The sequence below is a fragment of the Rhizobium cerradonense genome (genome assembly GCF_030182455.1).
GTDB lineage: Bacteria > Pseudomonadota > Alphaproteobacteria > Rhizobiales > Rhizobiaceae > Rhizobium.
This window is the reverse complement of record NZ_JAQJCK010000003.1, coordinates 569,057-595,051: the sequence shown is the minus strand read 5'-3', so window position 1 is coordinate 595,051 and position 25,995 is coordinate 569,057. Positions and strand designations below refer to the sequence as shown.

Below are 25,995 nucleotides of genomic sequence, written 5' to 3'. Positions count from 1 at the left end.
CCGGGGCAATCAAGTCGCCGGCGGATACAACAAATCGACGATGTAGCTCGCATCGAAGCGGGCATCCAGCATGCCGTAGGTGGCGCGCCAGCCGCCCGCAAGGCGGGTTTCTATGAAAGCATCGGCGATCTTGCCTGCGCCCAGGCGATAGAGTTCGGCGGCGCCGGCGGCCAGTGCCATCTGCTCGATCAAGAGGCGGGCTGCTCCTTCGTCCTGTTCGCAAAGCGCCATGGCGGCGCGTAAAACATCGATGGTTTTCTTGCCGGCCGGGCCGAGGTCGCGGGCAAGGCCGGCAAAGACGGTTTCGAACAGATCCCTGCCCCGGTTCAGAACGCGCAGCACGTCGAGCGCCATGACGTTGCCGGAGCCTTCCCAGATCGCATTGACCGGCGCCTCGCGGTAATGCCGGGCGATCGGGCGCTCCTCGATATAGCCGCTGCCGCCGATGCACTCCATCGCCTCGTAGATCAGCGCGGGCGCGATCTTGCAGCACCAATATTTGGCAACCGGCGTCATGACGCGGGCATAGGCGGCATCTTCGCTGCTGCTGCTTGCCTTGTCGAAGGCCTCCGCCAAGCGGAAGGCGAGTGCGGTCGCCGCGGCGACATCGAGCGCCATATCGGCAAGTACGCGCGTCATGATCGGCTGATGGACCAGCATCTTGCCGAAGACGCTGCGGCCGCGGGCATGATGCACAGCTTCAGCGAGCGAGGCACGCATGATGCCGGCGGATGCTAGTGCACAATCGAGGCGCGTCAGCGTCACCATATCGAGAATGGTGCGAATGCCGCCATCCGGCGCGCCGAGCAGGAAGCCGAAGGTATCGCTGAACTCGACTTCGGAGGACGCGTTCGAGCGATTGCCGAGCTTGTCCTTCAACCGCTGGAACTGCAGGCCGTTGGCGGAACCGTCTTCGAGGAGACGCGGCACCAGGAAGCAACCCATGCCATCCTTGGTCTGCGCCAGCATGATGAAGGCGTCACTCATCGGGGCCGACATGAACCATTTGTGGCCCGAAAGCCGATAGATGCCATCGCTGACCTTATCGGCGCTCGTCTTGTTGGCGCGCACGTCCGTGCCGCCCTGCTTTTCCGTCATGCCCATGCCGATGGTGACGGCGCTTTTCTGCATGGCTGGTTTGTTGGACGAATCATATTTGCGCGAGAGAATCTTCGGCGCCCAATCCTTCTGCACGGCCGGAGATGCCATCATTGCCGCGACCGAGGCGCTGGTCATGGTCAGCGGGCAGAGATGGCCGCATTCCAATTGTGCGGTCAGATAGAAGCGCGCGGCGCGGACCTTGTGCGACTGGCCCTTGGCCTCCGGGTCTGCCTGCGGATCCCAGATCGAGGAATGCAGGCCCGACGCCATGGAGCGGCGCATCAGCGCATGCCAGGCCGGATGAAACTCGACCACATCCAGCCGTTCGCCACGCGGGCCGTGGGTGCGCAGTTGCGGCGCGCCCTGGTTCGCCATGCGCGCCAGTTCCTGCGCCTCATGCGAGGTGACATAACGGCCCATCTGCTCCAGATCTTCGCGCGTCGAGCGCGGCAGACCGGACGTCAAATCGACGATCAGCGGATCGGAACGATAGGCATTGATGCCGGACCAGAGGCTCGGCTGGTTCAGTTCGGCAAATGTGTCGTCAGTCCGGGTCGGTTGGGTCATGGATCGCTTGTAGAGCAAGAGGGTTGCAAAAGGAAACTGGAACTTTCGTCTCCCAACAGCATAGCTGCTGTAGCGGGATTCGAGCGAAATTGCATGGGGAACACGCGGGCGTAACGAAAGCCCGCGCTTGCCCCTGAGGCGCTCCCTCTTTATAGACCCCCTGACGAAATCCGGAGGGCAGCGTCATGTTCTTCTTCCCCCACCGCCACCTCATCGGCATCAAGGGCCTCACCGAACAAGATATCACCTATCTTCTCGACAAGGCCGACGAGGCAGTGAAGATCAGCCGGCAGCGCGAAAAGAAGACATCGACGCTTCGCGGGCTGACGCAGATCAATCTCTTTTTCGAAGCCTCGACCCGCACGCAAGCATCCTTCGAACTGGCCGGCAAGCGGCTCGGCGCCGACGTCATGAACATGTCGGTCGGCAATTCCTCCGTAAAGAAGGGCGAAACGCTGATCGACACGGCGATGACACTGAACGCCATGCGTCCCGATGTCCTCGTCATCCGCCACTCCAGCGCCGGTGCTGCCTCGCTGCTGGCGCAAAAGGTCTCCTGCTCCGTCGTCAATGCTGGCGACGGCCAGCATGAGCATCCGACGCAGGCGCTGCTCGACGCACTGACCATTCGCCGCGCCAAGGGCAAGCTTTCGCGCATCATCGTCGCGATCTGCGGCGACGTGCTGCATTCGCGTGTCGCACGCTCCAATATCCTGCTGCTGAATGCCATGGGTGCGCGTATCCGGGTCGTGGCTCCCGCCACGCTGCTGCCCGCCGGGATCGCCGACATGGGCGTCGAGATCTTCCATTCGATGAAGGAAGGACTGAAGGACGCCGATGTGGTGATGATGCTGCGGCTGCAACGCGAGCGCATGTCCGGTGCCTTCGTGCCGTCGGTGCGGGAATACTATCATTTCTATGGGCTCGATGCCGAGACATTGAAGGCGGCCAAGGAGGATGCACTTGTCATGCATCCCGGTCCGATGAACCGCGGTGTCGAGATTGCCTCCGAGGTGGCCGACGGACCGCAAAGCGTCATCGCCGAACAGGTGGAAATGGGTGTCGCGGTGCGCATGGCGGTCATGGAGGCGCTGCTGATCTCGCAAAACCAGGGACCGCGCACCGAGGGAGCTGGCGCATGAGCAACTCTATCGTCCTCCAGAACGTCCGTATCATCGATCCCTCGCGCAATCTCGATGAAGTCGGCATGATCATCGTCGAAAACGGCGTCATCCTCTCTGCCGGCAAGGACGCGCATAGGCATGCCGTGCCGAAGGGCGCCGAGATCCGGGATTGCACTGGCCTCGTCGCCGTGCCCGGCCTTGTCGACGCCCGCGTCCATGTCGGCGAGCCCGGCGGCGAACATCGCGAGACCATCGCTTCGGCGAGCCGTGCGGCGGCAGCCGGCGGCGTGACCTCCTTCATCATGATGCCGGACACTGATCCCGTCATCGACGACATCGCCCTGGTCGAATTTGTTAAGAAGACGGCGCGCGATACGGCCGTCGTCAATGTCTATCCGGCAGCGGCGATTACCAAGGGGCTTGCCGGCGAAGAGATGACGGAAATCGGTCTCCTCAGGGAGGCCGGCGCCGTGGTCTTCACCGATGCGCATTCCGGCGTCTACGACACGCAGGTCCTGCGCCGCATCATGACCTATGCGCGCGAATTCGGCGCGGTCGTCTCCTGCGAGACCCGCGACAAATATCTCGGCGCCAACGGCGTGATGCATGAGGGGCTGCTGGCAAGCTGGCTCGGGCTATCCGGTATTCCGAGGGAAACCGAACTCATCCCGCTGGAACGCGACCTCAGGATCGCGACGCTGACCCGCAGCCACTATCACGCAGCGATGATCTCCGTGCCGGAATCGGCAGAGGCCATCCGTCTTGCACGCTCTCGTGGCGCAAAGGTCACCTGCGGCATCTCGATCAACAATCTGGCGCTCAACGAAAACGACATCGGCGAATACCGCACCTTCTTCAAGCTCTATCCGCCGCTGCGCTCCGAGGATGATCGCACGGCCATGATCGAGGCGCTTGCGGACGGCACCATCGACATCATCGTCTCGTCGCACGACCCGCAGGATGTGGATACCAAGCGCCTGCCTTTCGGAGAGGCTGAGGACGGGGCGATCGGGCTGGAGACGCTGCTTGCCGCCGCACTTCGCCTGCATCACAGCGGCGAAGTCAGCCTCATGCGGCTGATCGACGCCCTTTCAACCCGGCCGGCGCAGATCTTCGGTCTTGATGCCGGCACGCTGAAGCCGGGTGCAAAGGCGGATATCACCTTGATCGATCTCGACGAGCCTTGGCTTGTTGCCAAAGACATGCTTCTGTCGCGCTCGAAGAATACACCGTTCGAAGACGCAAGAATGACCGGCAGGGCGGTCGCGACCTATGTCGCGGGCAAGTTGGTTCACAGTCTCTAGGCAAAGCTGAGGCTTATGGGGAATAGAAAGTGATGGCGGATTTCTGGACATGGCAGTTGACCCTGCCAACGGCGCTGGCGGCTATTGTCATCGGCTACCTGCTCGGCTCTATCCCCTTCGGCCTGGTTCTGACGCGCATGGCCGGCCTCGGCGACGTCCGCAAGATCGGCTCCGGCAATATCGGTGCGACCAATGTGCTGCGCACCGGCAATAAGCCGCTGGCGGCAGCAACGCTGCTACTCGATGCCTTCAAGGGAACGGTCGCAGTGTTGATCGTCTCGCATTTCTTCGGTGAGGATGCGGGCGTGCTCGCCGGCTTTGCCGCCTTCATCGGCCACATCTTTCCGGTCTGGATCGGCTTCAAGGGCGGCAAGGGTGTTGCGACCTACCTGGGTATTCTCCTGGGCCTCGCTCCGTTGATGGCGCTGATCTTCTCCATCATCTGGCTGGTCATCGCCTTTACCACGCGCTACTCCTCCCTCTCCGCATTGGTTGCAACCCTTGTCATTCCGGTTGCATTATGGATATTGGGAGCCGACAAGATCGCCGCAGCCATGGCGCTGATGACCGTCATCGCCTGGTACAAGCACAGAGCCAATATTGCCCGGCTGACCGCCGGCACGGAAACCAAGATCGGAGCGAAGGGGTAATGGGAAGAGGCAGCGCAGGACGAACCGGAATTGCGCTGACGGAAAAACAAAGGATAGCCTGGCTCCGCCTGATCCGCTCCGACAATGTTGGCCCCTCCACCTTTCGCGACCTTATCCGTCACTACGGCTCAGCCGAAGCCGCACTCGCCGCGTTGCCGGAGCTGTCGCAGCGCGGCGGCTCGACGCGGGCGATCCGCATTGCCAGCGAGCAGGATGCACTGCGCGAACTGGAGGCCGCGGATCGTTTCGGCGCGCGCTTCGTCGGTATCGGCGAACCGGATTATCCGCAGGCGCTGAGGGAGATCGATGGTGCGCCGCCGCTGCTTGCTGTCAAAGGCAGCATGCCGACGGCAACTCGCCCGGCGATCGGCATCGTCGGTTCACGCAATGCCTCGATCAGCGGCGCCAAGTTCACAGCGATGATCGCTCGCGCTTGCGGTCAGGCCGGCTATGCCGTGGTCTCGGGCCTTGCCCGCGGCATCGACACGGCAGCTCACCGCGCCAGCCTGGAAACCGGTACTATCGCCGCCATGGCCGGCGGGCTCGACCAGCCTTACCCGCCCGAAAATGTCGGCCTCTTGCATGAAATATGGGACGGCAATGGACTCGCCGTCAGCGAAATGCCGTTCGGCTGGGAACCGCGCGCACGCGATTTCCCACGCCGCAATCGGCTGATAGCAGGCATCTCACTGGGCGTCGTCGTGGTCGAGGCGGCAACGCGCTCCGGCTCGCTGATCACCGCGCGGCTCGCGGGCGAATTCGGCCGGCTGGTATTTGCCGTGCCGGGCTCTCCGCTCGATCCACGCTGCGAGGGCACCAATGGTTTGCTGAAGGATGGCGCGATGATCGTGACCAGTCCGGATGACGTCATCGAGGCGCTGAGGCCTCTCGCCGAGCCCGATCTTTTCCGCCCGCAGCTTGCCGAAGCGCCCGCTGAAAAGAACGACAAACCGCTGTCCTTGCCACCGGACGATACGGAGCGCTGGGAGATCATCGACGCACTCGGGCCGACGCCGGTGGAAATCGACGATATCATCCGGCATACCGGCCAGTCGGTGTCCTCCGTTCATTCCGTGCTTCTCGAACTCGACATGGCCGGCCGGTTGCATCGGCATCCCGGCGGACTGGTGTCGATCTCGATGCTGGATTGAAAGTGTTGCCGGCTGTTCCGATATGATGACCAGAACCTACGGGGAGCGTCCAAAGGCGCTTATTCAGGATTGTAGCATAGATGCCATCTTGCAAGGATCGCATCGCCGCGCTGACCGCAAAAATCGACTTCGCCTCTTGACCGCGGCGAATTCCCTGTCCATGTCGGAAGGCCGGGGAAACGAAATACCCCGTCTCTCCCGCGCCTTTTTCCGGCGCGACCTCGCATTCAGAGATTGATGATGAACGTTGTAGTGGTGGAATCGCCTGCCAAGGCCAAGACAATCAATAAATATCTGGGACCCGGATATAAGGTTCTTGCTTCCTTCGGCCATGTGCGCGACCTGCCTGCCAAGGACGGCTCGGTCCTTCCCGAGCAAGACTTCGAGATGCTCTGGGAAGTCGATGGCGCTTCGCAAAAGCGCATCAAGGACATTGCCGACGCAGTGAAATCCTCCGACGGCTTGATTCTCGCGACCGACCCGGATCGCGAAGGCGAAGCGATTTCCTGGCACGTGCTCGACCTATTAAACAAGAAGCGCGTCATCAACGGCAAGCCCGTAAAGCGCGTCGTCTTCAACGCCATCACTAAGAAGGCCGTGCTCGACGCGATGGCCGAGCCGCGCGATATCGACGTGCCGCTGGTCGACGCCTATCTTGCCCGCCGCGCCCTCGACTATCTCGTCGGCTTCAATCTGTCGCCGGTGCTGTGGCGCAAGCTGCCGGGCGCCCGCTCGGCCGGCCGCGTGCAGTCGGTGGCCTTGCGCCTCGTCTGCGACCGCGAGTCGGAGATCGAACGTTTTATCTCCGAGGAATACTGGAATCTCTCGGCGATCTTGAAGACACCGCGCGGTGACGAATTCGAAGCGCGGCTCGTCGCCGCCAACGGCAAGCGCCTGCAGCCGCGCTCGATCGGCAATGGCGAAGAGGCCGGCACGCTGAAAGCGCTGCTGGAAGGTGCCGCCTATGTTGTTGACACGGTCGAGGCAAAGCCGGTCAAGCGCAATCCGAGCCCGCCATTCACCACGTCCACCCTGCAGCAGGCCGCCTCCTCCAAGCTCGGCTTCTCGGCATCCCGCACGATGCAGATCGCGCAGAAGCTCTATGAGGGTGTCGATATCGGTGGCGAGACCGTCGGTCTCATCACCTATATGCGTACGGACGGCGTGCAGATGGCGCCGGAGGCGATTGACGCAGCACGGCGCTCCATCGCCGATCAGTTCGGCAATCGCTACCTGCCGGAAAAGGCACGCTTCTACTCGACCAAGGCGAAGAATGCCCAGGAAGCGCACGAGGCGATCCGCCCGACCGATTTCGATCGTTCACCGGATCGCGTGCGCAAATTCCTCGATGCCGACCAGATCAGGCTCTACGATCTCATCTGGAAGCGCGGTATCGCGAGCCAGATGGCCTCGGCCGAGATCGAGCGGACCACCGTGGAAATCCTGGCTGACAATGCCGGCCAGAAGGCGGGCTTGCGCGCTGTCGGCTCGGTCATCCGCTTCGACGGCTTCATCGCCGCCTATACCGACCAGAAGGAAGACGGCGAGCAGAGCGACGATGCCGACGACGAGGATGGCCGCCTGCCGGAGATCAATGCGCGCGAAAATCTCGCCAAGCAGAAGATCAATTCGACGCAGCATTTCACAGAGCCGCCGCCCCGCTATTCGGAAGCATCGCTGATCAAGAAGATGGAAGAGCTCGGCATCGGCCGCCCATCGACTTATGCTGCGACGCTGGCGACGCTGCGCGATCGCGACTATGTCACGATCGACAAGCGCAAGCTGGTGCCGCAGGCCAAGGGCCGGCTCGTTACCGCCTTCCTCGAAAGCTTCTTCACGAAATACGTCGAATACGACTTCACCGCCGATCTCGAAGAGAAGCTCGATCGTATCTCCGCCGGCGAATTGAACTGGAAGGACGTGTTGCGCGACTTCTGGCGCGATTTCTTCGCCCAGATCGAGGATACAAAGGAACTGCGCGTCACCAATGTGCTCGACGCGCTGAACGAAGCGCTTGCTCCACTGGTCTTCCCGAAGCGGGAAGATGGCAGCGATCCGCGTATCTGCCAGGTCTGCGGCACGGGCAACCTGTCGCTGAAGCTCGGCAAATACGGCGCCTTCATCGGCTGCTCGAACTATCCGGAATGCAACTACACGCGCCAACTCTCCTCGGAAGCCGGCGCGGAGGCTGAAGCCAGCGGGTTGAACGAACCGAAGGCGCTCGGCACCGATCCGGTCACCGGCGAAGAGCTGACGCTGCGCTCCGGTCGCTTCGGGCCCTATATCCAGCGCGGCGACGGCAAGGAAGCCAAGCGTGCGTCGCTGCCGAGGGGCTGGAAGCCCGAGGATATCGACTATGAAAAGGCCATGGCGCTGATCTCGCTTCCGCGCGATATCGGCAAGCATCCGGAAAGCGGCAAGATGATCTCGTCCGGCATCGGCCGCTACGGGCCGTTTCTGCTGCATGACGGCAGCTACGCCAATCTCGAGTCCGTCGAAGACGTTTTCACCGTCGGCCTCAACCGCGCCGTGACCGTTCTTGCTGAAAAGCAGAGCAAGGCCGGCGGCGGAGGAAGCCGCGGCGGCACGCCAGCGGCGCTGAAGGACCTCGGCGAACATCCCGACGGCGGCTCGATCACCGTTCGCGACGGCAAATACGGACCCTATGTGAACTGGGGCAAAGTCAATGCGACCTTGCCGAAAGGCAAGGATCCGCAGGCAATCACGGTTGAAGAGGCGCTGGAGCTGATCGCGGCGAAAGCCGGTAAATCCGGCGGCGGGAAGTCGGCCAGAGCGCCGGCCAAGGCCAAGACCGCGGCTGCCGCCACCAAGACGACGAAGACTGCCGCCAAACCGAAGGCAAAGGCGGCTGCAAAGGCTCCGGCCAAGGCGAAAACAACCAAGACGACAAAGAAGAGCGCAGAGTGAGCAGAGAACCGCGCGGCAGGAATTCATCGTCGGAGCGACGCCCCGGCAAGACTGGTCGTGCGGCGAAAAACAGCGGCGATGCGGAACCGATGATGGCGATCGTGCACGGCGTTTTGCCGCCGCGCGAAGTCCTCCTGCGCTTCATCGCCGATCACCCGCAACAGGCTTCCAAGCGCGAGCTTGCCAAGGCCTTTGGATTAAAGGGCGAGAGCCGCGTCGAGCTCAAGAACCTCCTGCGCGAGCTTGAAGAAGACGGCATGGTGCAGAAGAGCCGCAAGTCGCTCATCCGCCCGGGAGCGCTGCCGCCGATCGCCGTCCTCGATATCACCACGCGCGACAAGGATGGCGAGCTGATCGGCCGTCCGACCGAATGGCCGGAGGAAAACGGCGTCGCGCCGGCCGTGATGATCAAGCAGTCCTCTTCCCCCGCCGGTCGCAACGGCAAGGGCAAGGCTCCGGTTGCCGGCATGGGCGACCGCATCCTCGCTAAGATATTTCCGGCTGTCGATCGCGGCGGGCCGGCTTATACCGCGCGCATCATCAGGGTTATCGACAAGCGTCTGGCCGCAACCATGGGCGTCTTTCGCGAGACGCCGGGCGGCGGCGGGCGGCTGCTGCCGATCGAGCGGCGCGGCGAGGAAATGGTCATCGATCCGGATTATACCGGCGACGCCAAGGAAGGCGATCTGGTCGAGGTCGAAGTTGCCCGTCTCGGCCGTTTCGGGCTACCTCGCGCCAAGGTGCTGTCGATCGTGGGCTCCGTCGCTTCGGAAAAGGCGATTTCGATGATCGCCATCCATGCGCATGGCATCCCGCATGTCTTCCCGCAGGCCGCCATCGCCGAGGCGGACGCCGCCAAGCCCGCCACCATGTCGCATCGCGAAGATTGGCGCAGCCTGCCGCTGATCACCATTGATCCGGCCGACGCCAAGGACCATGACGATGCGGTCTATGCCGAGCTGGACCCCTCGCCCGACAATCCCGGCGGCGTGATCGTCACTGTCGCCATCGCGGATGTCTCCTGGTATGTCCGCCCCGGCTCCGCGCTGGATCGGGAGGCGCTGAAGCGCGGCAATTCGGTCTATTTTCCTGATCGCGTCGTGCCGATGCTCCCGGAGCGCATCTCCAACGATCTCTGCTCCCTCAAGGAAGGCGTCGACCGCCCTGCGCTTGCCGTGCGGATGATCTTTTCCAAGGAAGGCCGCAAGGCGGGCCACACCTTCCATCGCATCATGATGAAGAGTGCCGCCAAGCTTTCCTACCAACAGGCCCAGGCGGCGATCGACGGCAAGCCGGACGACAAGACCGGACCGATGCTGGAGCCGATCCTGAAGCCGCTCTGGCATGCCTATGAGGTTATGAGGCGCGGCCGCGACCGGCGTCAGCCGCTCGAACTCGACATGCCCGAACGCAAGATCCTGCTGAAGCCGGATGGGACGGTCGATCGGGTCTTCGTACCGCCGCGTCTCGATGCCCACAAACTCATCGAAGAAATGATGATCCAGGCGAATGTCGCCGCTGCCGAAACGCTGGAAAAGAAGCGGCAGGTGCTGATCTATCGCATCCATGACGGCCCGACGCTTGCCAAGCAGGAAGTGCTGCGCGAATTCCTCGCAACGCTCGGCATCTCGCTCGTCAAGGGCGGCAATGTCCGCGCCAACAGCTTCAACGGCATCCTGGCGAAGGCCGAGGGTACGGCGCATCAGACCATGGTCAACGAGATGGTGCTGCGCTCGCAGAGCCAGGCGATCTACAGCCCCGACAATATCGGGCATTTCGGCCTGAACCTGATGAAATACGCGCATTTCACCTCGCCGATCCGCCGCTATGCGGATCTGATCGTGCATCGCGCCCTCGTCGGTTCGCTCAGCTTCGGCGAAGGCGGTATCACGCCGGACGAGGAAGCAACGCTCGACGATATCGCCGCCGAAATTTCTACTTTCGAGCGCCGTGCCATGGCGGCCGAACGCGAGACGGTCGACCGGCTGATCGCGCATCATCTTGTCGGGCGTATCGGCGAGGAATTCGAGGCCCGGGTCGGCGGTGTCACCAAGTCGGGACTTTTTGTCACCCTGCCCGACTATGGCGCTGACGGCTTCATCCCTATATCTACGCTCGGCTCCGACTATTTCATCTATGACGAGGCGCATCAGGCGCTGACGGGTGAAAAGACGGGGCTCGGCTTCCGCCTCGGCGACAGCGTCACGGTGCGCCTTGCGGAAGCGATCCCGCTGGCGGGTGCCCTGCGCTTCGAAATGTTAAGCGACGGTCGCGCCATGCCAACGGCAGTGCGTTCCTTCCACAAGGCGACGCGACGCAACAAGACCCCGGCACGCAAGGCGCCGGGAACGAGACCGCCGCGCGGGCGCCGATAAACGGCGGCTGCCGGCAGGAAGGAAAGGTTCATGACGAGCAGCCCGTCCGATCCAATCATCCGCTTTGGCGGCCCCGACGAGGCTGAACGTCCGCTCGGACGCTCGATTGTCCGCGGCTTACTGAACCGCTGTCCGCATTGCGGCTCGGGAAAGCTCTTCAAGGCGTTCCTGAAACCAGCAGACCGTTGCGCCGTCTGCGAGGAGGAGCTGTTCCACCAGCGTGCCGACGACCTGCCGCCCTACTTGGTCATCCTGGTACTCGGCCATGTGGTGGTCGGCGGCTACATGCTGACGGATATGGCCTTTCATCTGCCGATCTGGGCGCATCTCGCCATCTGGGCGCCGATTACGGTGCTCACCGCCTTGGCGGCAATTCAACCGATCAAGGGCGGCGTCATCGGCCTGCAATGGGCGCTGCGGATGCATGGCTTCGGCGGCCATGACGACAGTCCCGAAGAATGGGATCGGGGAAACGGCCACTCGTGAACCAAACCCTCGAGCTGATATCACCAGCCTTGGCGACCGGCGGGAGCGGGCATGCGCCGTTACTCCCTTCGGACGGAACCAGTATCGATCCGCCCTATATTCATGATTCGCGGGAATTGCTTGATCTCCAATGGCTTGACATCGGCGACATTTCTTGTCTGAACATGCCGGGCGTCGAAAGGATCATTGCGGAGGATATGATCGATCCCATGAAAGCCGACCCGTCACCTGGATTTGGCCGTGCCGTGCCTTTCTATCTCCCGCGTTGCGAACGATTCGTTCGCCACATGCTCTAAGGATCAATTCATGTTTGAACCGACGAACGGCAAGGCCGGCCATGTCGAAGAAATTCATTGGCCTTCGCTCGTCGCCGCCATTTCGTCCGTTTCCGCTGTCGGCATCGCCATCGGCCTCGGCCTTCCGCTTCTCAGCATCATCCTCGAAAAACGCGGCATTCCCTCAAGCCTGATCGGGCTCAACACGGCAATGATGGGGATCGCCGCGATGATAGCGGCGCTGATCACCACGAAGCTCGCCCACCGATTCGGTGTGGTGCAGACGATGATCTGGGCTGTCGTGCTCTCCGCGCTGAGCTCGCTCGGGTTCTATTACGCGGAAAGCCTGCTGCTGTGGTTCCCGCTGCGCCTGATCTTCCATGGGGCGACCACCACCCTCTTCATCCTGTCGGAATTCTGGATCAACGCCGCCTCCCCGCCCTCCAAGCGCGGCTTCGTGCTCGGCCTCTATTCCACGGTTTTCTCGCTCGGCTTTGCAGCCGGCCCCCTGCTTTTCTCGCTGGTCGGCAGCGAAGGGCTGATGCCCTTCGTCATCGGCGCCTGCATTATTCTGGCGGCGACAATCCCGATCTTCATCGCCCGCAACGAGAGCCCGATCGTCGACGAAAAGCCCGAGCTGCACTTTATCCGCTACGTTTTCCTGGTGCCAACGGCGACCGCCGCCGTGTTCGTGTTCGGCGCCGTGACCGTCGGCGGCGGATCATTGTTCACCAGCTATGCGACTCGGCTTGGTTTCAACGAATCACAGGCCGCACTGCTGCTGACCGTGATGGGCGTCGGCAACTTCGTCTTCCAGATTCCCCTGGGCCTGCTTGCCGACCGCTTGCGCGACAAGCGGCCGCTTTTGTCGATCATGGCAGCCATTGGACTGGTCGGTGCGCTTCTATTGCCCTCGCTGGCTTCGAATTGGATACTTCTGGCGGTTATCCTGCTGTTCTGGGGCGGCTGCGTCTCAGGCATGTATACGGTCGGCCTCAGCCACCTCGGAACGCGGCTGACGGGCGCGGACCTTGTCGCCGCCAATGCGGCATTCGTTTTCTGTTACGCAGTCGGCATGGTCCTCGGTCCGCCGACGATCGGAACAGCTATGGATATCGCCAATCCCAGCGGTTTTGCCTGGGCAATCGCCTTTTTCTTTGGACTTTACGTCCTGCTTTCGGCGATACGGCTGCTTTTCATGGGCAGCAGGGGTTGACTTTTCGGGCGCGATTTGTAGTTTCGCGCCAGAATTTGCCGTGGACCTCCGCACTGGCCGTCCACGGCTTTCATTTTTCTTAAAGGCAGGACGACCATGGCCAAGGCTACCACCATCAAGATCAAGCTGCTGTCGACGGCCGACACCGGTTTCTTCTACGTCACGACGAAGAACAGCCGTACGATGACGGACAAGATGACGAAGACGAAGTACGACCCGATTGCTAAGAAGCATGTCGAGTTCAAGGAAACGAAGATCAAGTAAGTTTCCTAAACTTCTGATTACAAAAGGGCGCAACCGTAAGGTTAGCGCCTTTTTTATTTTTGCTGCCTTCTTTTTCTGTGCAAAACCTTATGCAGGCACCGGAAAAACAGAAAAGCCTAAAACTCAACTTTCTGATATTAACAAAGAAAAACGCCGCGCTTCCATTGGAAGGCGGCGTTTCGAATTGGGGGTCGGCTAGCCTGCAAAACGGCACGAGGAACCGCTTAAAATTGCTTGCCAGCCGACCGACCCCACGACCCAGGAGATGCGGCGGACCTGAGCATCATGGGGTATTCCCACGCCCTTGCGGGCCTGTCCTTGTACGGGACTAAATTTGCGCGAAATCGAAAGAAAATCAACAAATTCTTAATGATAAAAAATCCTTGTCTGCCCGAATGGTTAAAATTCCTGCCGTCATTCAGCTTTGTTGACCTGAAAAAATAACAATCGGAAAGCGAGTAGATCTCAAAATTAAAGAGGTAATGATCGTATGCATAGCAGATTCTGGCTACAGATATTTGAGTACATTTGCATACCACAGTGACAAACATGTTATGCATGGAATACTCATAGCTTTTCGCCATTTCAACTTCATTTATGGCAAAAATATCACAACAAATACACGCTATACATCAGTCTTCTACAAAATATAACAAGTATCTTCTGCGAACTTACTGAGGTAGAATAAAGGGGTTATTCTCCTGTGGAAATCTACGATCATTGCTATGGAACAAAGATTACAAATTTTTAATCCTTGTTCAAAACTACCAAAATCCCGTGGATATTAAGGGGAAGTCCGATGGCACCCCTGCTCAAGCAGCCGCTGCGACGACCCTGTTGCGGCCGGCATTCTTGGCCTCATACAGGGCGCGGTCGGCCTGCTTCATCAACTGCTCGGGGGTTTCGACCGTCTCCAAACGGGACGAAATGCCGAAAGAGGCGGTGACATTGAGCACAGTGCCTGTTTCCCGCAGCGTAACCGGAGTGGTTTCCACGGCAGCGCGCAGGCGCTCGGCAACGGCGGCAGCGACCTCGGGGGGCGTATCCGGCATGACCACCACGAATTCCTCACCGCCATAGCGGCAGGCCAGATCGGCGCCGCGTACGGTGGAGCGGATGCGGGCGGCAAACTCCTTCAGCACTTCATCACCGGCGTCGTGGCCATAGGTGTCGTTCACCTGCTTGAAGCGATCGATATCGGTGATCAGCACCGAGAGCGGCCGTCCACGCGTCAAGGAGCGATTGAAGAGAATCTTCAAGTGATTGTCGAGATAACGCCTGTTGTTGAGCCCGGTGAGCGCGTCGGTGACGGCGAGTTCGATCGTATGCTGCACACTGGCGCGCAGACGGTCGTTGTAACGCTTGCGGCGGATCTGCGTCAGGCAGCGCGCTACCAGCTCGTTCGGATCGAGCGGGCGGACGATATAGTCGTTGATACCGAGATCGAGCGCGCGGACGATCATCTCGTCAGCCCCCTGCTCCGTCACCAGCAGCACCGGCAGGAAGCGCGTGCGCTCTAGCGAGCGGAGCTGCGAGCAAAGCCGCAGCGGGTCGTAATTATCGAAATTCGAATTGACGACGACGAGTTCGAACGGCTTTTCCGCAGCTTCGAATAGGGCCGCCTGCGGATCGGATGTTGCGGTCACCTCGGCGATCGGCTTCAGGGCACGGATGATACGCTCCTGCGAATTGGCGCGGCCGTCGACCAGCAACACATGGCCATTGTCGTCGGCGCGGCCTTCGCCGATGCGCAGAAGGTCGTCAATGCCGAAGTTGCGCGCCGTCTCGTTGCGCATGCGCAGCTCGTCGCTGAGTGTCTTCAGGCGCAGCAGGCTTTTGACCCGCGAAATGAGCTGCAGATCGTTTACCGGCTTGGTCAGAAAATCGTCGGCGCCGGCCTTAAGGCCGCGCACGCGGTCGGCGGGCTGATCCAGCGCCGTGACCATGACCACGGGAATATGCGCGGTGCGCGGATCGGACTTCAGCCGCTCGCAGACCTCGAACCCATCCATGCCGGGCATCATGATATCGAGCAAGATGAGATCGACCTGGGTGCTGTCGCAGATCGCCAGCGCCTTCAGGCCGTCCTCTGCTGTCAGCACGTCGAAATACTCGGCCAGCAGTCTTGCTTCGAGCAGCTTTACGTTAGCGGGCACATCGTCAACCACCAGTATGCGCGCGGTCATCAGTCTTCCCCGCGCTCAGGCGTCGCCCAGATAGGTTTTAATGGTCTCGATGAATTTCGGCACGGAGATCGGCTTGGAAACATAGGCTTCGCAGCCGCCCTGACGGATTCGCTCCTCGTCGCCCTTCATCGCAAAGGCGGTCACCGCGATCACCGGAATGACGTGCAGATCGTCATCCTCTTTCAGCCACTTCGTCACCTCAAGGCCCGAAACCTCGGGAAGCTGGATGTCCATCAGGATCAGATCCGGGCGATATTTGCGTGCAAGATCAAGCGCTTCCATGCCATTCCGGGTCTGGATCGTCGTATAGCCGGACGCCTCGATAAGATCGCGAAAGAGCTTCATATTGAGCTCGTTGTCTTCTACAATCATCACCTGCTTAGGCATGGAGAGCTGTCCCTGCATCCGGTATTGCATCCATTCTATGAAAATATAACGTCGCGAGAAATCGATTCCAGAAATACTTGAATCCGACGCTAGCGGCATTTGGTTGAAAAATAGGTAACTCACCGCTCAAAATGCAAAGTAACTTCAAGAACTCGAAGAAGGCCGCCGCCGATCCGCAGGAAACCGCGATCGCCGTACTTGGCTGGCTGGCCAATGAGCCGGACATGTTCGGCCGCTTCCTGGCCTTGACCGGTGTCGAACCGGCACAGGTGCGCAACGCCATCAACGAACCCGCTTTTCTTGCCGGCATGCTGGATTTTTTGATGAACCATGAGCCGACATTGCTTGCATTCTGCCAGGCAAGCGGCATCGCGCCAGAAACGGTTGCCGCCGCATCCGCGCACTTCTCGCCACCCGGCCTTTCCTCAGGGGAATATTGACGATGGATGCCCCGATCGAATTGGACACATCGCATGTCCGCCTTGGCGACCGGCCGCTCATCGTCTGCGACGTCGACGATGTCGTGCTGCACTTCTTTGCGCCCTTCCTGCTCTTTCTCGATGGAGAAGGCCATGAATTCCTGCCGCGGTCCTTCCGGCTGACCGGCAACGTCATTTCGAAGGCAAGCGGCGAGGCGCTGGAAGAAATGGAGGTCCGTCGTCTGATCGACGCGTTTTTCGAGGCGCAGGAACAATGGCAGACACCCTTGGATCGAGTCGTCGACACCCTTGATGGCTTTTCCAAAGACGCCGATGTCGTCTTCCTCACCGCCATGCCGCCGCAGTTCTGGGCGCAGCGCCGCCGTCTTCTCGACAGGCTGGGCCTTTCCCATCCGCTGCTCGCCTCGCTGCAGCCGAAGGGACCGATCGTGCAGGCATTGCACGGCACGCGCACCCTGCCCGTCGCCTTCGTCGACGATATGGCGCACAATCTGCATTCGGTCCGCGACCATCTCGCAAGCTGCCTTCTCATCAACCTGAAGCCGGACTCGATCGTCCATCGCATGGCGCCGGCCGCAGCGGCCGATATCCCCCAGGCAAACGATTGGGCTCAGGCAGCGCCATTGATCCGCGCCCATATCGCCCGCTAAGTTCGCCCGCGCCGGCATTAGAGAACAAGGCGCATCAAGGGACGCCCGTCCTTTCGTTTGGCGACTTCGGAAAAGCCGGCCGCCTCGAATATGCGGAGCGAGCCGACACAGAGGCCGACGGATTTCGATTGCTTCGTCCGTTCGATCGGACACCCCTCGAGAATGCGTGCACCAGAGGCCTTGGCGAAGTTCACCGCCTCGGACAGCATGCGATGGCTGTATCCCTTACCGCGATCGCGCGAATTCATGAAAAAGCAACTGACGGCCCAGACCGAGCTGTCTTCGGCATCCTCCGGATCGAGCGGCCGTGAGACGGTTTTCGGAGAATTCCACTGCGGTAGTTCCGATCGCGGTCCAACCTGCGTCCAGGCAACCGGGCGCTCACCGATATAGCCGAGAAGGCCGGGTGGCGGGCCTGCTGAGACGCGGGCCTGCATGAATTTTTTCTTCGCCCCGCCATCCATCGTTTTGCGCTCGGATGTCGGAACGCGCAAATAGGTGCACCAGCAGCCATAACAGGCGCCGCTTGGCCCGAAGAGTGTTTCGAAATCGCCCCAGCGATCCGCCGTCAAAGGCACCGCTTTCAATTCCTCCAACATCTCCTCCCCGCTCTTTTCCGTCTTGAGACTCACAAGCTTAAAACATAAGGTGGCGATGTTCAATTTTTGTTCTATTTTCATGACCAGCGCGCCCGACAAAGTTTCCGGTTTTTGCCGCGATTGCCTGAGCGAGCAATCGGCAGAACGCGCGCGCTGTCGGGCCTGCGGCAGCCCACGGCTTGTCTATCATCGCGAACTCTATGGCCTGACGCTGGCGCATATTGATTGCGATGCCTTCTATGCCTCGATCGAGAAGCGCGACAATCCGGAACTGGCCGATAAGCCGGTCATCATCGGCGGCGGCAAGCGCGGCGTCGTGTCCACGGCCTGCTATATCGCCCGCATTCACGGCGTCCGATCGGCCATGCCGATGTTCAAGGCGCTGGAGGCCTGCCCGCAGGCGGTCGTCATCCGCCCGAACATGGAGAAATATGTCCGGGTCGGCCGCGAAGTGCGCGGACTCATGCAGGAGCTGACTCCGCTGGTGCAGCCGCTTTCGATCGACGAGGCCTTTCTGGAGCTTGAGGGCACGCAGCGCCTGCACCATGATCCGCCGGCCCGCATCCTGGCGAAATTCGCCAAGCGCATCGAAAGCGAGATCGGCATCACCATTTCGGTCGGCCTTTCCTATTGCAAGTTCCTCGCCAAGGTCGCTTCCGACCTGCAGAAACCACGCGGCTTTTCCGTCATCGGGCGGCAAGAGGCGCTATCGTTTCTGGAGCCGCGCCCTGTGACCACCATCTGGGGCGTCGGCAAGGCCTTTGCGGCGACTTTGGAAAGCGACGGCATCCGCACCATCGGCCAGCTACAGACCATGGAGGAAGGCGATCTGATGCGCCGCTACGGCGTCATCGGCCAGCGGCTCTTCCGCCTGTCGCGCGGCATCGACGATCGCACGGTCCATCCGAACGAAGCGGCAAAAAGCGTGTCATCGGAGACGACCTTCTTCGACGATATTTCTCGGCATGACGATCTGGTGCCGATCCTGCGCGATCTCGCAGAGAAGGTATCGCGCCGCCTGAAACGCAGCGGCATTGCCGGGCAGACTGTCGTGTTGAAGCTGAAAACGGCCGATTTCAAAAGCCGCACCCGCAACCGCCGTCTGGAAGACCCCACCCAGCTTGCCGATCGCATTTTCCGTACCGGCCTGCGATTGCTCGAGCATGAGACCGATGGCACCAAGTTCCGCTTGATCGGCATCGGCGTCACCGATCTCTGCGACGCCGCCCGCGCCGACCCGCCCGATCTGATCGACGAACAGGCAACCCGCCGCGCCGCGGCGGAAGCAGCGATGGACAAGCTCAGGGAAAAATTCGGCAACAAGACGGTCGAAACCGGCTACACATTCGGCGGCAAGCGCGAGAGTTGAATCACGGCCGGCAGCATGTCCGTCTCTTCGTCGAAAAGGGCTGCGCGATTGGCAATCGCCTGCTCGTAACTCGGCCTGATCGCAATCGCCTTTTCATAGCTCGCCAGCGCCTCGTCGGCACGACCCAGGCGGCGCAATGCGTTGCCCTTGTTGTTATAGGCAATCGCATGGCCTGGCTCCAGGGCGATCGCGCGGTCATAGCGGACGACAGCGCCTTCGAAATCCCTAGTCGCGGCGAGGATATTGCCATAGGTGCAATGGGCGGCAGCGGAGTCAGGACGCAGCTCCAACGCCCGTTCAATCTCCGCCTCCGCCTCCCTGGCCTCGCCCCGCAGCAGCAGCAATATGCTCAACCGGTGCACGGCGTCGAAATCTCCCGGGGTTTCGGCAATGGTGGCGCGACATTGCTTTTCCGCCTCGGCGCGGCCGACGACTTCTTGCTCGTCCGAGCCGATATTTGGAGCTTCATCGGGCGAGATCGCCTGCCAGAGGATGCGTGACGCTACGACTTCGCGATAGAGTGCCAGCGCCTCACCATTTGCGGGTTCGATAGCAAGAACCTGTCGGCAGCCGATTTCGGCATCAACCAGATCACCCGCGGCATACAGCTTCCTAATACGGGCAAGCACGAAACGGAGGCAATGCGGGTCCAGCCGGTCACCGAGGTTCCGGCCCGTCCTTGTGTCGATCCGGAAGCGCTCGATGCGCCGGCTGACGGAGCCGAAAATATACTTGTGCTCATAATTGCCGGCACCAAGATCATAGATTCGAAAGCCGTTCTCTATCGCCCAGCGGATCGTATAGGCATGCAGGGTCAAGCCTGGGGACAGATCTCGGATCGAGACATCACGTGCGCTGAGGAAACAGATCAGGCTCTTCCTGGGACGATCCAGAAGGACGGCGGATGCGGCGATCGCTACGCCGTCTTGCCAGAGAACCGGTAGAAGGAGATTGCCGCTGCGAAAGCAATCCGGCAGAACCGATCGCGAATTATCGAGAATGTAACGCATATAGCCGGGATTGCGCCATCCCCATTGTTTCTCCCAAAGACGCAGCAGCGTCGCCAGATCCTCTTCGATGGTTGCGGCGTCGCCATGCGTTATCCGCAGTGCCGCCGACCCCTCCAGCTTGTGCAGGCAATGGCGGATATTGCGGCGCGCACGCCAATGCAGTTTCTCACGAAGGAACGAATCGAAATCCGCAGGCAGCGTCACATGGACGTAAATCTCCGGATCGATCCTTTCGGCCGCATCCGAAATCTGTGCCGGGCGCTTGACCCTGTCGCCGACAAAATCCGCCGGCGGGAAACGCTCGAGGAAGGCCCCGATGCGCGCAGACGATCGATCGATGTCGTCGAGATGCAGGCTGCGCCAATGAAAGGCGCGAATCCGATCGCCAAAGGCTGAGACAGCGGCATTGGCATAGGCCGGATCGCAGAGAATACCCGTATAGGAGGCAAAATAGGAGCCGCCCATGACGACGGTATTGTAGAAACCGTTGCTCCGGTCGAGCCCGGTACCGAGCTGGATCGGGAAGAAAGCCACATAGGCGCCGCCCTCATCTTGCTTTGCCGCCAGCACGAGCCAAGGGAGCGCACGAGAGGCGAACCAGCTCGACATCCAGGTCCAGGATAAAAAACAATGCGCCTCCGGGTCGATCTCATAGATCCGATCCCAGTCGTCTTTCAGCCCCTGCAGATCTTCCAGCTTTTCGATCACGTCCACATGCATGTCGACGCCCGCCCGGCTCCGCATCCTACAATTTAAGATTTACATAAAATACTTCCGGTCGCAATTGCGCCTATCGGACAAGCCTTTGAAGCGGGAAAAAAGCAATTCCGGTGGGCGGCTCCGCTTCAAGTCTTCCTTAAACTTCGAAGTCTAACCTGTGGCCATACGAGTATTGCGTTTTGGTATGTGTATATGAAGTCGCGTTTCTTTTTCGGGCTTGGCCTACTGTCGGCCACAGCCCTTGTTCATCCTGCCTTCGCGGAGGATGCCCGCACATTGCAGATCGTCGTATCGAAGGACCGGCAATCGCTTGCCGTCTATGACGGCGACCAGGTGGTGGCGACATCGAAGGTTTCGACCGGCAAGCGCGGCCATACGACACCGAGCGGCATCTTCTCCATTCTGGAGAAGGAGGTCTATCACGAGTCCAATCTCTATTCGGCGTCGCCGATGCCCTTCATGCAGCGGCTGACCTGGTCTGGTATCGCGCTGCACGAATCCAATTCGGTGCCGAACTATCCCGCCTCGCACGGCTGCGTGCGCATGCCCAAGGCCTTCGCCAAGATGCTCTACCAGATGACCGAACGCGGCGTGCATGTCGTTATCGCCGACCAGCCGCTGGTGCCGCAGCCTTTCCAACATGCCATGTTGTTTCAACCCGAAGTCGCACCCGCCGCCGCTCTGTTCTCCGATCTCGAACTGCGCCCGACGACGACCGGTTTTCTGCCGCAGGCGGAGCCGGTGCAAGTCGCCACGAACGATGTCGCCGCTCTGCCCATACCGGAGGCCGTACGGGCAGTGCCCACCGCCGACCAGGCGCCGCTTGGCATTCTCATCACACGCCGAGGTCTGCGGGAAAATGTCCGCGATCTGCAGGGCATCTTGAACGATATGGGCTTTGTTACCGGCACGCCGGACGGCATGCTTGGACCGGCGACGGTGCAGGCGATCGCGGATTTCAAGAAAGCCCACAACATCACGACATCGGGCGGACTGGTGAGCCCGGCGCTGATGAAGGCGGTCTATGAGGTCGCCGGCAAGGGCGCACCGCCGAACGGCGAAATCATGGTTCGGCAGAATTTCAAACCGCTGTTCGAAGCTCCCGCCATCATCGCCGAGCCACAGGAAGCCCTTGGCACGCATTTCTTCACCGCCCATACGATCGACAAGGTGAACGGCAAGGCGGACTGGTTCGGCGTGACGCTGGAAGACGATCTTTCCAAGGAGGCGAAGAAACGCTTCGGTATCACCAGCGAGGCGCAGGCGGAATCGCTCGACGCCGCCGACCGCGCGCTCGACCGCATCACCATACCCGATGACGTCAGGCGCAAGATCGAGGATCTGCTGACGGCAGGTTCGTCGCTGACGATTTCCGACACCGGCATCGGCCCGGAAACCGGCGACGGGACCGATTTCATCACCATCACCAATCGCGGCGCCCTTGGGAAAAACGGCTAGAGCGGCTAGCGTTTCACGGAATCTCAGAACCGCTCTGTCCTATTGTTCTCTCGCAATTCCGGACGGAAAACCGCTGCGCACTTTTCCTGGAATTGCTTTAGACCAGCTCGACGTCGATCACGCCGGGCGCGGTGCGTAGCGCGGCTGCAATCTCCGGCGTGATGCGGTATTTCTCCGGCAGCGCCACCTCCACCTCGCGCTTGCCCTCCTCCTTGATGACGATGAAGGAGACCAGGCCGTCGCCCTTGGCGTTGAGATGCGCGGCAACCGCTTTCAAAGGACCGGAATCGCGGACATAGACACGCAGCGCCTTCTGCATCTGCAGCGACTTTTCCTCCAGCGACTGCGCCGTCTGTAGGCGCAGACTGATGCCTTCCGGCCGTTCGTCCGCCTGCGCAGTGATGACGAAGGATTTGCCGACTTCCAGCACGTCGCGATACTGATTGAGCACTTCCGAAAACAGCACAGCTTCGAACTGGCCGGAGGCATCGGAGAAGACGAAGATGCCCATCTTGTTGCCGGTGCGCGTCTTGCGCTCCTGCTTGGAAATCACGGTGCCAGCCAAGCGACCGTTGCTGGCCCCCTGCTTCACCGCCGCCGAAAAATCGGCAAAGGTCTGCACGCGCATCTTGTTCAGGACGTTCTTGTAAGTGTCGAGCGGATGGGCCGTGAGGTAGAAGCCGAGCACCTGGAATTCGCGTAGCAGCCGCTCTGAGGCGAGCCAGGGGGTGAAAGGCGGGAATGAGATCTTCTCAGGTCCCGAGGCAGCGCTTCCGAACATATCGGACTGACCACTTCGCTTGTTTTCCTGCGCGACCTGCGCATAGCCCATGACCCGGTCCAGTCCACCGATCAGTTGCGCGCGGTCGATATCGAAGCAATCGAAGGCGCCCGCGGAGATCAGGCTTTCCAGCACCCGGCGATTGATCTGCTTCGGATCGATGCGCAGGCAGAAATCCTCGATGCCGGCAAAAGGCTGGTCGCCGCGCACCTCGACAATATGGTCGACGGCGGATTCGCCAACGCCCTTGATGGCGGCCAGCGCATAGTAGATCCGGTTGTCGCCCGTTTCGAAATGGCGGAACGAGGTCTGGATCGATGGCGCGATGACTTCAATGCCGAGGCGCTTGGCGTCCTGGCGGAAGTCGTTGACCTTTTCGGTGTTCGCCATATCGAGCGTCATCGAGGCCGCGAGGAACTCCACCGGATAATGCGCCTTCATATAGGCGGTCTGGTAGGAGACGATGGCGTAGGCGGCGGCGTGCGACTTGTTGAAGCCGTAGTTCGCGAACTTGGCGAGCAGGTCGAAAATGACGTCCGCCTGTCCCTTCGATACGCCATTCTTGACAGCGCCGTCGACGAAGCGTTCGCGCTGCTGATCCATCTCGGCCTTGATCTTCTTGCCCATGGCGCGGCGCAGAAGATCGGCCTCGCCGAGCGAGTAACCAGACAGGACCTGGGCGATCTGCATCACCTGCTCCTGATAGACGATAACGCCCTGCGTCTCCTTCAGCAGATAATCGATCGTCGGATGGATCGATTCGATCTCTTCCTCGCCGTGTTTGCGGGCATTGTAGACCGGTATGTTTTCCATCGGGCCCGGACGATAGAGGGCGACCAGCGCGATGATGTCCTCGATGCAGTCCGGGCGCATGCCGATCAGCGCCTTGCGCATGCCCGCACTTTCTACCTGGAACACGCCGACCGTCTCACCGCGCGAGAGCATGTCGTAAGTCTTCTTGTCGTCGAGCGGAATGCTGGCGAGATCAAGCGTAATGCCGCGCTTGGCGACGAAATCGACGGCTGTCTTTAGAACCGTCAGCGTCTTCAGGCCGAGGAAGTCGAACTTGACCAGGCCGGCCTGTTCCACCCATTTCATGTTGAACTGGGTGACCGGCATGTCGGAGCGCGGGTCTCGATACATCGGCACCAGCTTCGACAGCGGCCGATCGCCGATGACGATGCCGGCGGCGTGTGTCGAGGCATGGCGATAAAGGCCCTCGATCTTCTGGGCGATATCGAGCAGACGGGCAACGACCGGTTCCTTGTCGGCCTCCTCCTGCAGACGTGGTTCCTCCTCGATCGCCTTGCTGAGCGGGGTCGGATTGGCGGGGTTGTTCGGCACCAGCTTGCAGATCTTGTCGACCTGGCCGTAGGGCATTTCCAGCACGCGCCCAACGTCGCGAAGGGCGGCGCGCGCCTGAAGGGAACCGAAAGTGATGATCTGCGCCACCTGCTCGCGACCATATTTGGCCTGGACATAGCGGATCACCTCTTCGCGACGATCCTGGCAGAAGTCGATGTCGAAGTCCGGCATCGACACGCGCGACGGATTGAGGAAGCGCTCGAACAGCAGCGAGAAACGCAGCGGATCGACGTCGGTAATCGTCAGCGCATAGGCAACCAATGAGCCCGCGCCAGAACCGCGGCCCGGGCCGACCGGAATATCATGCTGTTTGGCCCATTTGATGAAGTCCGCGACGATCAGAAAGTAGCCGGGGAATTTCATGCGCTCGATGACGCTGAGCTCGAACTCCAGCCGCTCGCGATAGTCCTTCTCCGCATAGCCGGCCGCCATGCCGAGCGAGGAGAGACGCCGATCGAGACCTTCGACCGCCTGGGCGCGCAGTTCCGCCGCCTCGGCGCGTTCGGCTTCCTCCGGATCGTCGGTGGCGCCGGTAAAGCGCGGCAGGATCGGTTTGCGTGTCTTCAAGACGAAGGAACAGCGCCGGGCGATCTCGACGGTGTTCTCCAAGGCTTCCGGCAGATTGGCGAACAGCTTCGCCATATCGGCGCGGCTCTTCAAATAGTGATCCGGTGTCAGGCGAAAACGAGTGTCGTCCGAAACAATGGCATTGTGGGCGACCGCCATGAGGGCGTCGTGGGCCTCATAGTCCTCACGCGTCGGGAAGAAGGCCTCGTTGGTCGCGACCAGCGGCAATTCATGCTCATAGGCGAGCGCGATCATCTTCTGTTCGTGGCGACGATCATAGGTGCCGTGACGTTGCAATTCGACATAAAGCCGATCACCGAACAGGTCCTTGAGCGTCAGCAGACGCGACAGCGCCTGCGGCGCGTGGCCTTCCTTCAACGCCATATCGACCGGACCGCCAAGCGAACCGGTCAGCGCAATCATGCCGTCCGTGCCGATTTCCTTCAACCAGGAGGCGGTGATATGGACAGCCTGATTGCCTTCGCCGCCCAGATAGGCGCGGCTCACGAGATCGACCAGCCGCTCATAGCCCCGCTCCGTGGCGGCGAGCAACACGATGGACGGCAGCTTGGCGAGTGCCTGTTGCGGGCCGCGCTTTTCGCCCTCGACACTATCTTCCATGTCGATCGACACCTGGCAGCCGATGATCGGCTGCAGGCCCTCATCCATCGCCTTCTGGGAAAACTCCAGCGCGATGAAAAGGTTGTTGGTATCGGTGATGGCGATGGCCGGCTGATTGTCGCCCGCCGCCTTGGCGAGGATCTTCTTTAGCGGCAATGCGCCTTCGAGCAGAGAATATGCGGAATGGACGCGAAGATGCACGAATTCCGGCGTATCTCCGACCGGCGCACCCGCTGCGCCGCTGCTCATCATATCCGCCATCATATGCCTTTCCGCATGCCCAAATGAATCGGCTGCATTTTCGGCATAGCGGACGATAAAGTCCATAAGTTGACTTCATGATTCACGGGCGCATCGCAACACCCGTGGGGATAAGTTTCACATCGCCATCATGATGAGGG

General features: G+C 60.8%; 19 protein-coding genes. 13 read left to right on the top strand and 6 right to left on the bottom strand.

Annotated elements, in window-relative coordinates; genetic code table 11:
* Positions 1–9 precede the first annotated feature (9 nt).
* Positions 10–1,668 carry an acyl-CoA dehydrogenase family protein gene (locus tag PH547_RS10430; RefSeq protein WP_104825059.1) on the bottom strand — a complete coding sequence of 553 codons (1,659 nt, stop codon included), beginning with the start codon at positions 1,666–1,668 and terminating at the stop codon, positions 10–12.
* 185 nt (positions 1,669–1,853) lie between these two features.
* Between PH547_RS10430 and PH547_RS10425 the strand changes: the two genes are divergently transcribed.
* From PH547_RS10425 to rpmG, 9 genes are all read left to right on the top strand, one after another.
* The gene (locus PH547_RS10425) at positions 1,854–2,810 is read left to right on the top strand and encodes an aspartate carbamoyltransferase catalytic subunit (RefSeq protein ID WP_283050024.1); all 957 of its coding nucleotides are present in this window, start codon (positions 1,854–1,856) and stop codon (positions 2,808–2,810) included.
* A complete protein-coding gene (locus PH547_RS10420; RefSeq protein WP_285168192.1) occupies positions 2,807–4,096 on the top strand; it encodes a dihydroorotase in 1,290 nt (429 codons plus the stop codon). The genes PH547_RS10425 and PH547_RS10420 overlap by 4 nt, the downstream gene beginning before the upstream one ends.
* Positions 4,097–4,128: 32 nt before the next feature.
* Complete coding sequence (gene plsY, locus PH547_RS10415) at positions 4,129–4,746, top strand: glycerol-3-phosphate 1-O-acyltransferase PlsY (RefSeq protein ID WP_483315537.1); 618 nt, start codon at positions 4,129–4,131, stop codon at positions 4,744–4,746.
* Positions 4,746–5,897 carry a DNA-processing protein DprA gene (gene dprA / locus PH547_RS10410; RefSeq protein WP_285168190.1) on the top strand — a complete coding sequence of 384 codons (1,152 nt, stop codon included), beginning with the start codon at positions 4,746–4,748 and terminating at the stop codon, positions 5,895–5,897. Before plsY ends, dprA begins: the two co-directional genes overlap by 1 nt.
* Positions 5,898–6,137: 240 nt before the next feature.
* Complete coding sequence (topA, locus tag PH547_RS10405) at positions 6,138–8,825, top strand: type I DNA topoisomerase (RefSeq protein WP_285168189.1); 2,688 nt, start codon at positions 6,138–6,140, stop codon at positions 8,823–8,825.
* Positions 8,822–11,200: a ribonuclease R gene (gene rnr / locus PH547_RS10400; protein ID WP_285168188.1), complete on the top strand. Its 2,379-nt coding sequence runs from the start codon at positions 8,822–8,824 to the stop codon at positions 11,198–11,200. The genes topA and rnr overlap by 4 nt, the downstream gene beginning before the upstream one ends.
* Before the next feature lie 30 nt (positions 11,201–11,230).
* Positions 11,231–11,686, top strand: coding sequence for a DUF983 domain-containing protein (locus tag PH547_RS10395; RefSeq protein ID WP_104822710.1), 456 nt, complete (start codon positions 11,231–11,233; stop codon positions 11,684–11,686).
* 306 nt (positions 11,687–11,992) lie between these two features.
* A complete protein-coding gene (locus PH547_RS10390) occupies positions 11,993–13,177 on the top strand; it encodes an MFS transporter (protein WP_104822708.1) in 1,185 nt (394 codons plus the stop codon).
* 96 nt (positions 13,178–13,273) lie between these two features.
* Positions 13,274–13,441: a 50S ribosomal protein L33 gene (gene rpmG, locus PH547_RS10385; protein WP_003587245.1), complete on the top strand. Its 168-nt coding sequence runs from the start codon at positions 13,274–13,276 to the stop codon at positions 13,439–13,441.
* Positions 13,442–14,253: 812 nt separating this feature from the next.
* Here the strand turns inward: rpmG and PH547_RS10380 are convergent.
* Together PH547_RS10380 and PH547_RS10375 are read right to left on the bottom strand one after the other, a co-directional pair.
* Complete coding sequence (locus PH547_RS10380; RefSeq protein WP_285168186.1) at positions 14,254–15,627, bottom strand: PleD family two-component system response regulator; 1,374 nt, start codon at positions 15,625–15,627, stop codon at positions 14,254–14,256.
* Positions 15,628–15,642: 15 nt separating this feature from the next.
* Positions 15,643–16,014, bottom strand: a complete 372-nt coding sequence (locus tag PH547_RS10375) for a response regulator (protein ID WP_007531841.1) — start codon at positions 16,012–16,014, stop codon at positions 15,643–15,645.
* Between the two features lie 131 nt (positions 16,015–16,145).
* On the opposite strand from PH547_RS10375, the gene PH547_RS10370 reads away from it, so the two are divergent.
* Complete coding sequence (locus PH547_RS10370) at positions 16,146–16,454, top strand: DUF3572 domain-containing protein (RefSeq protein ID WP_285168184.1); 309 nt, start codon at positions 16,146–16,148, stop codon at positions 16,452–16,454.
* 2 nt (positions 16,455–16,456) lie between these two features.
* The gene (locus PH547_RS10365) at positions 16,457–17,104 is read left to right on the top strand and encodes a hypothetical protein (RefSeq protein WP_104822704.1); all 648 of its coding nucleotides are present in this window, start codon (positions 16,457–16,459) and stop codon (positions 17,102–17,104) included.
* A gap of 17 nt (positions 17,105–17,121) precedes the next feature.
* Here PH547_RS10365 and PH547_RS10360 read toward each other — a convergent pair whose 3' ends face one another.
* Positions 17,122–17,703: a GNAT family N-acetyltransferase gene (locus tag PH547_RS10360; protein WP_104822703.1), complete on the bottom strand. Its 582-nt coding sequence runs from the start codon at positions 17,701–17,703 to the stop codon at positions 17,122–17,124.
* Between the two features lie 79 nt (positions 17,704–17,782).
* Here PH547_RS10360 and PH547_RS10355 point away from each other — a divergent pair, with 79 nt between their 5' ends.
* Positions 17,783–19,072 (top strand): DNA polymerase IV, encoded by a 1,290-nt coding sequence (locus PH547_RS10355; RefSeq protein ID WP_283049995.1) that lies wholly within the window; start codon positions 17,783–17,785, stop codon positions 19,070–19,072.
* On the opposite strand, the gene PH547_RS10350 is transcribed toward PH547_RS10355, so the two are convergent.
* On the bottom strand, positions 19,042–20,802 hold the full coding sequence (locus PH547_RS10350; RefSeq protein ID WP_285168183.1) for a GNAT family N-acetyltransferase: 1,761 nt from the start codon (positions 20,800–20,802) through the stop codon (positions 19,042–19,044). The two genes, PH547_RS10355 and PH547_RS10350, sit on opposite strands and share 31 nt — an antisense overlap.
* Positions 20,803–20,994: 192 nt before the next feature.
* On the opposite strand from PH547_RS10350, the gene PH547_RS10345 reads away from it, so the two are divergent.
* Positions 20,995–22,260 carry a L,D-transpeptidase family protein gene (locus PH547_RS10345; protein WP_104822702.1) on the top strand — a complete coding sequence of 422 codons (1,266 nt, stop codon included), beginning with the start codon at positions 20,995–20,997 and terminating at the stop codon, positions 22,258–22,260.
* Between the two features lie 97 nt (positions 22,261–22,357).
* Here PH547_RS10345 and dnaE read toward each other — a convergent pair whose 3' ends face one another.
* Positions 22,358–25,855, bottom strand: coding sequence for a DNA polymerase III subunit alpha (dnaE, locus tag PH547_RS10340; protein WP_199773567.1), 3,498 nt, complete (start codon positions 25,853–25,855; stop codon positions 22,358–22,360).
* Between the last annotated feature and the right edge of the window lie 140 nt (positions 25,856–25,995).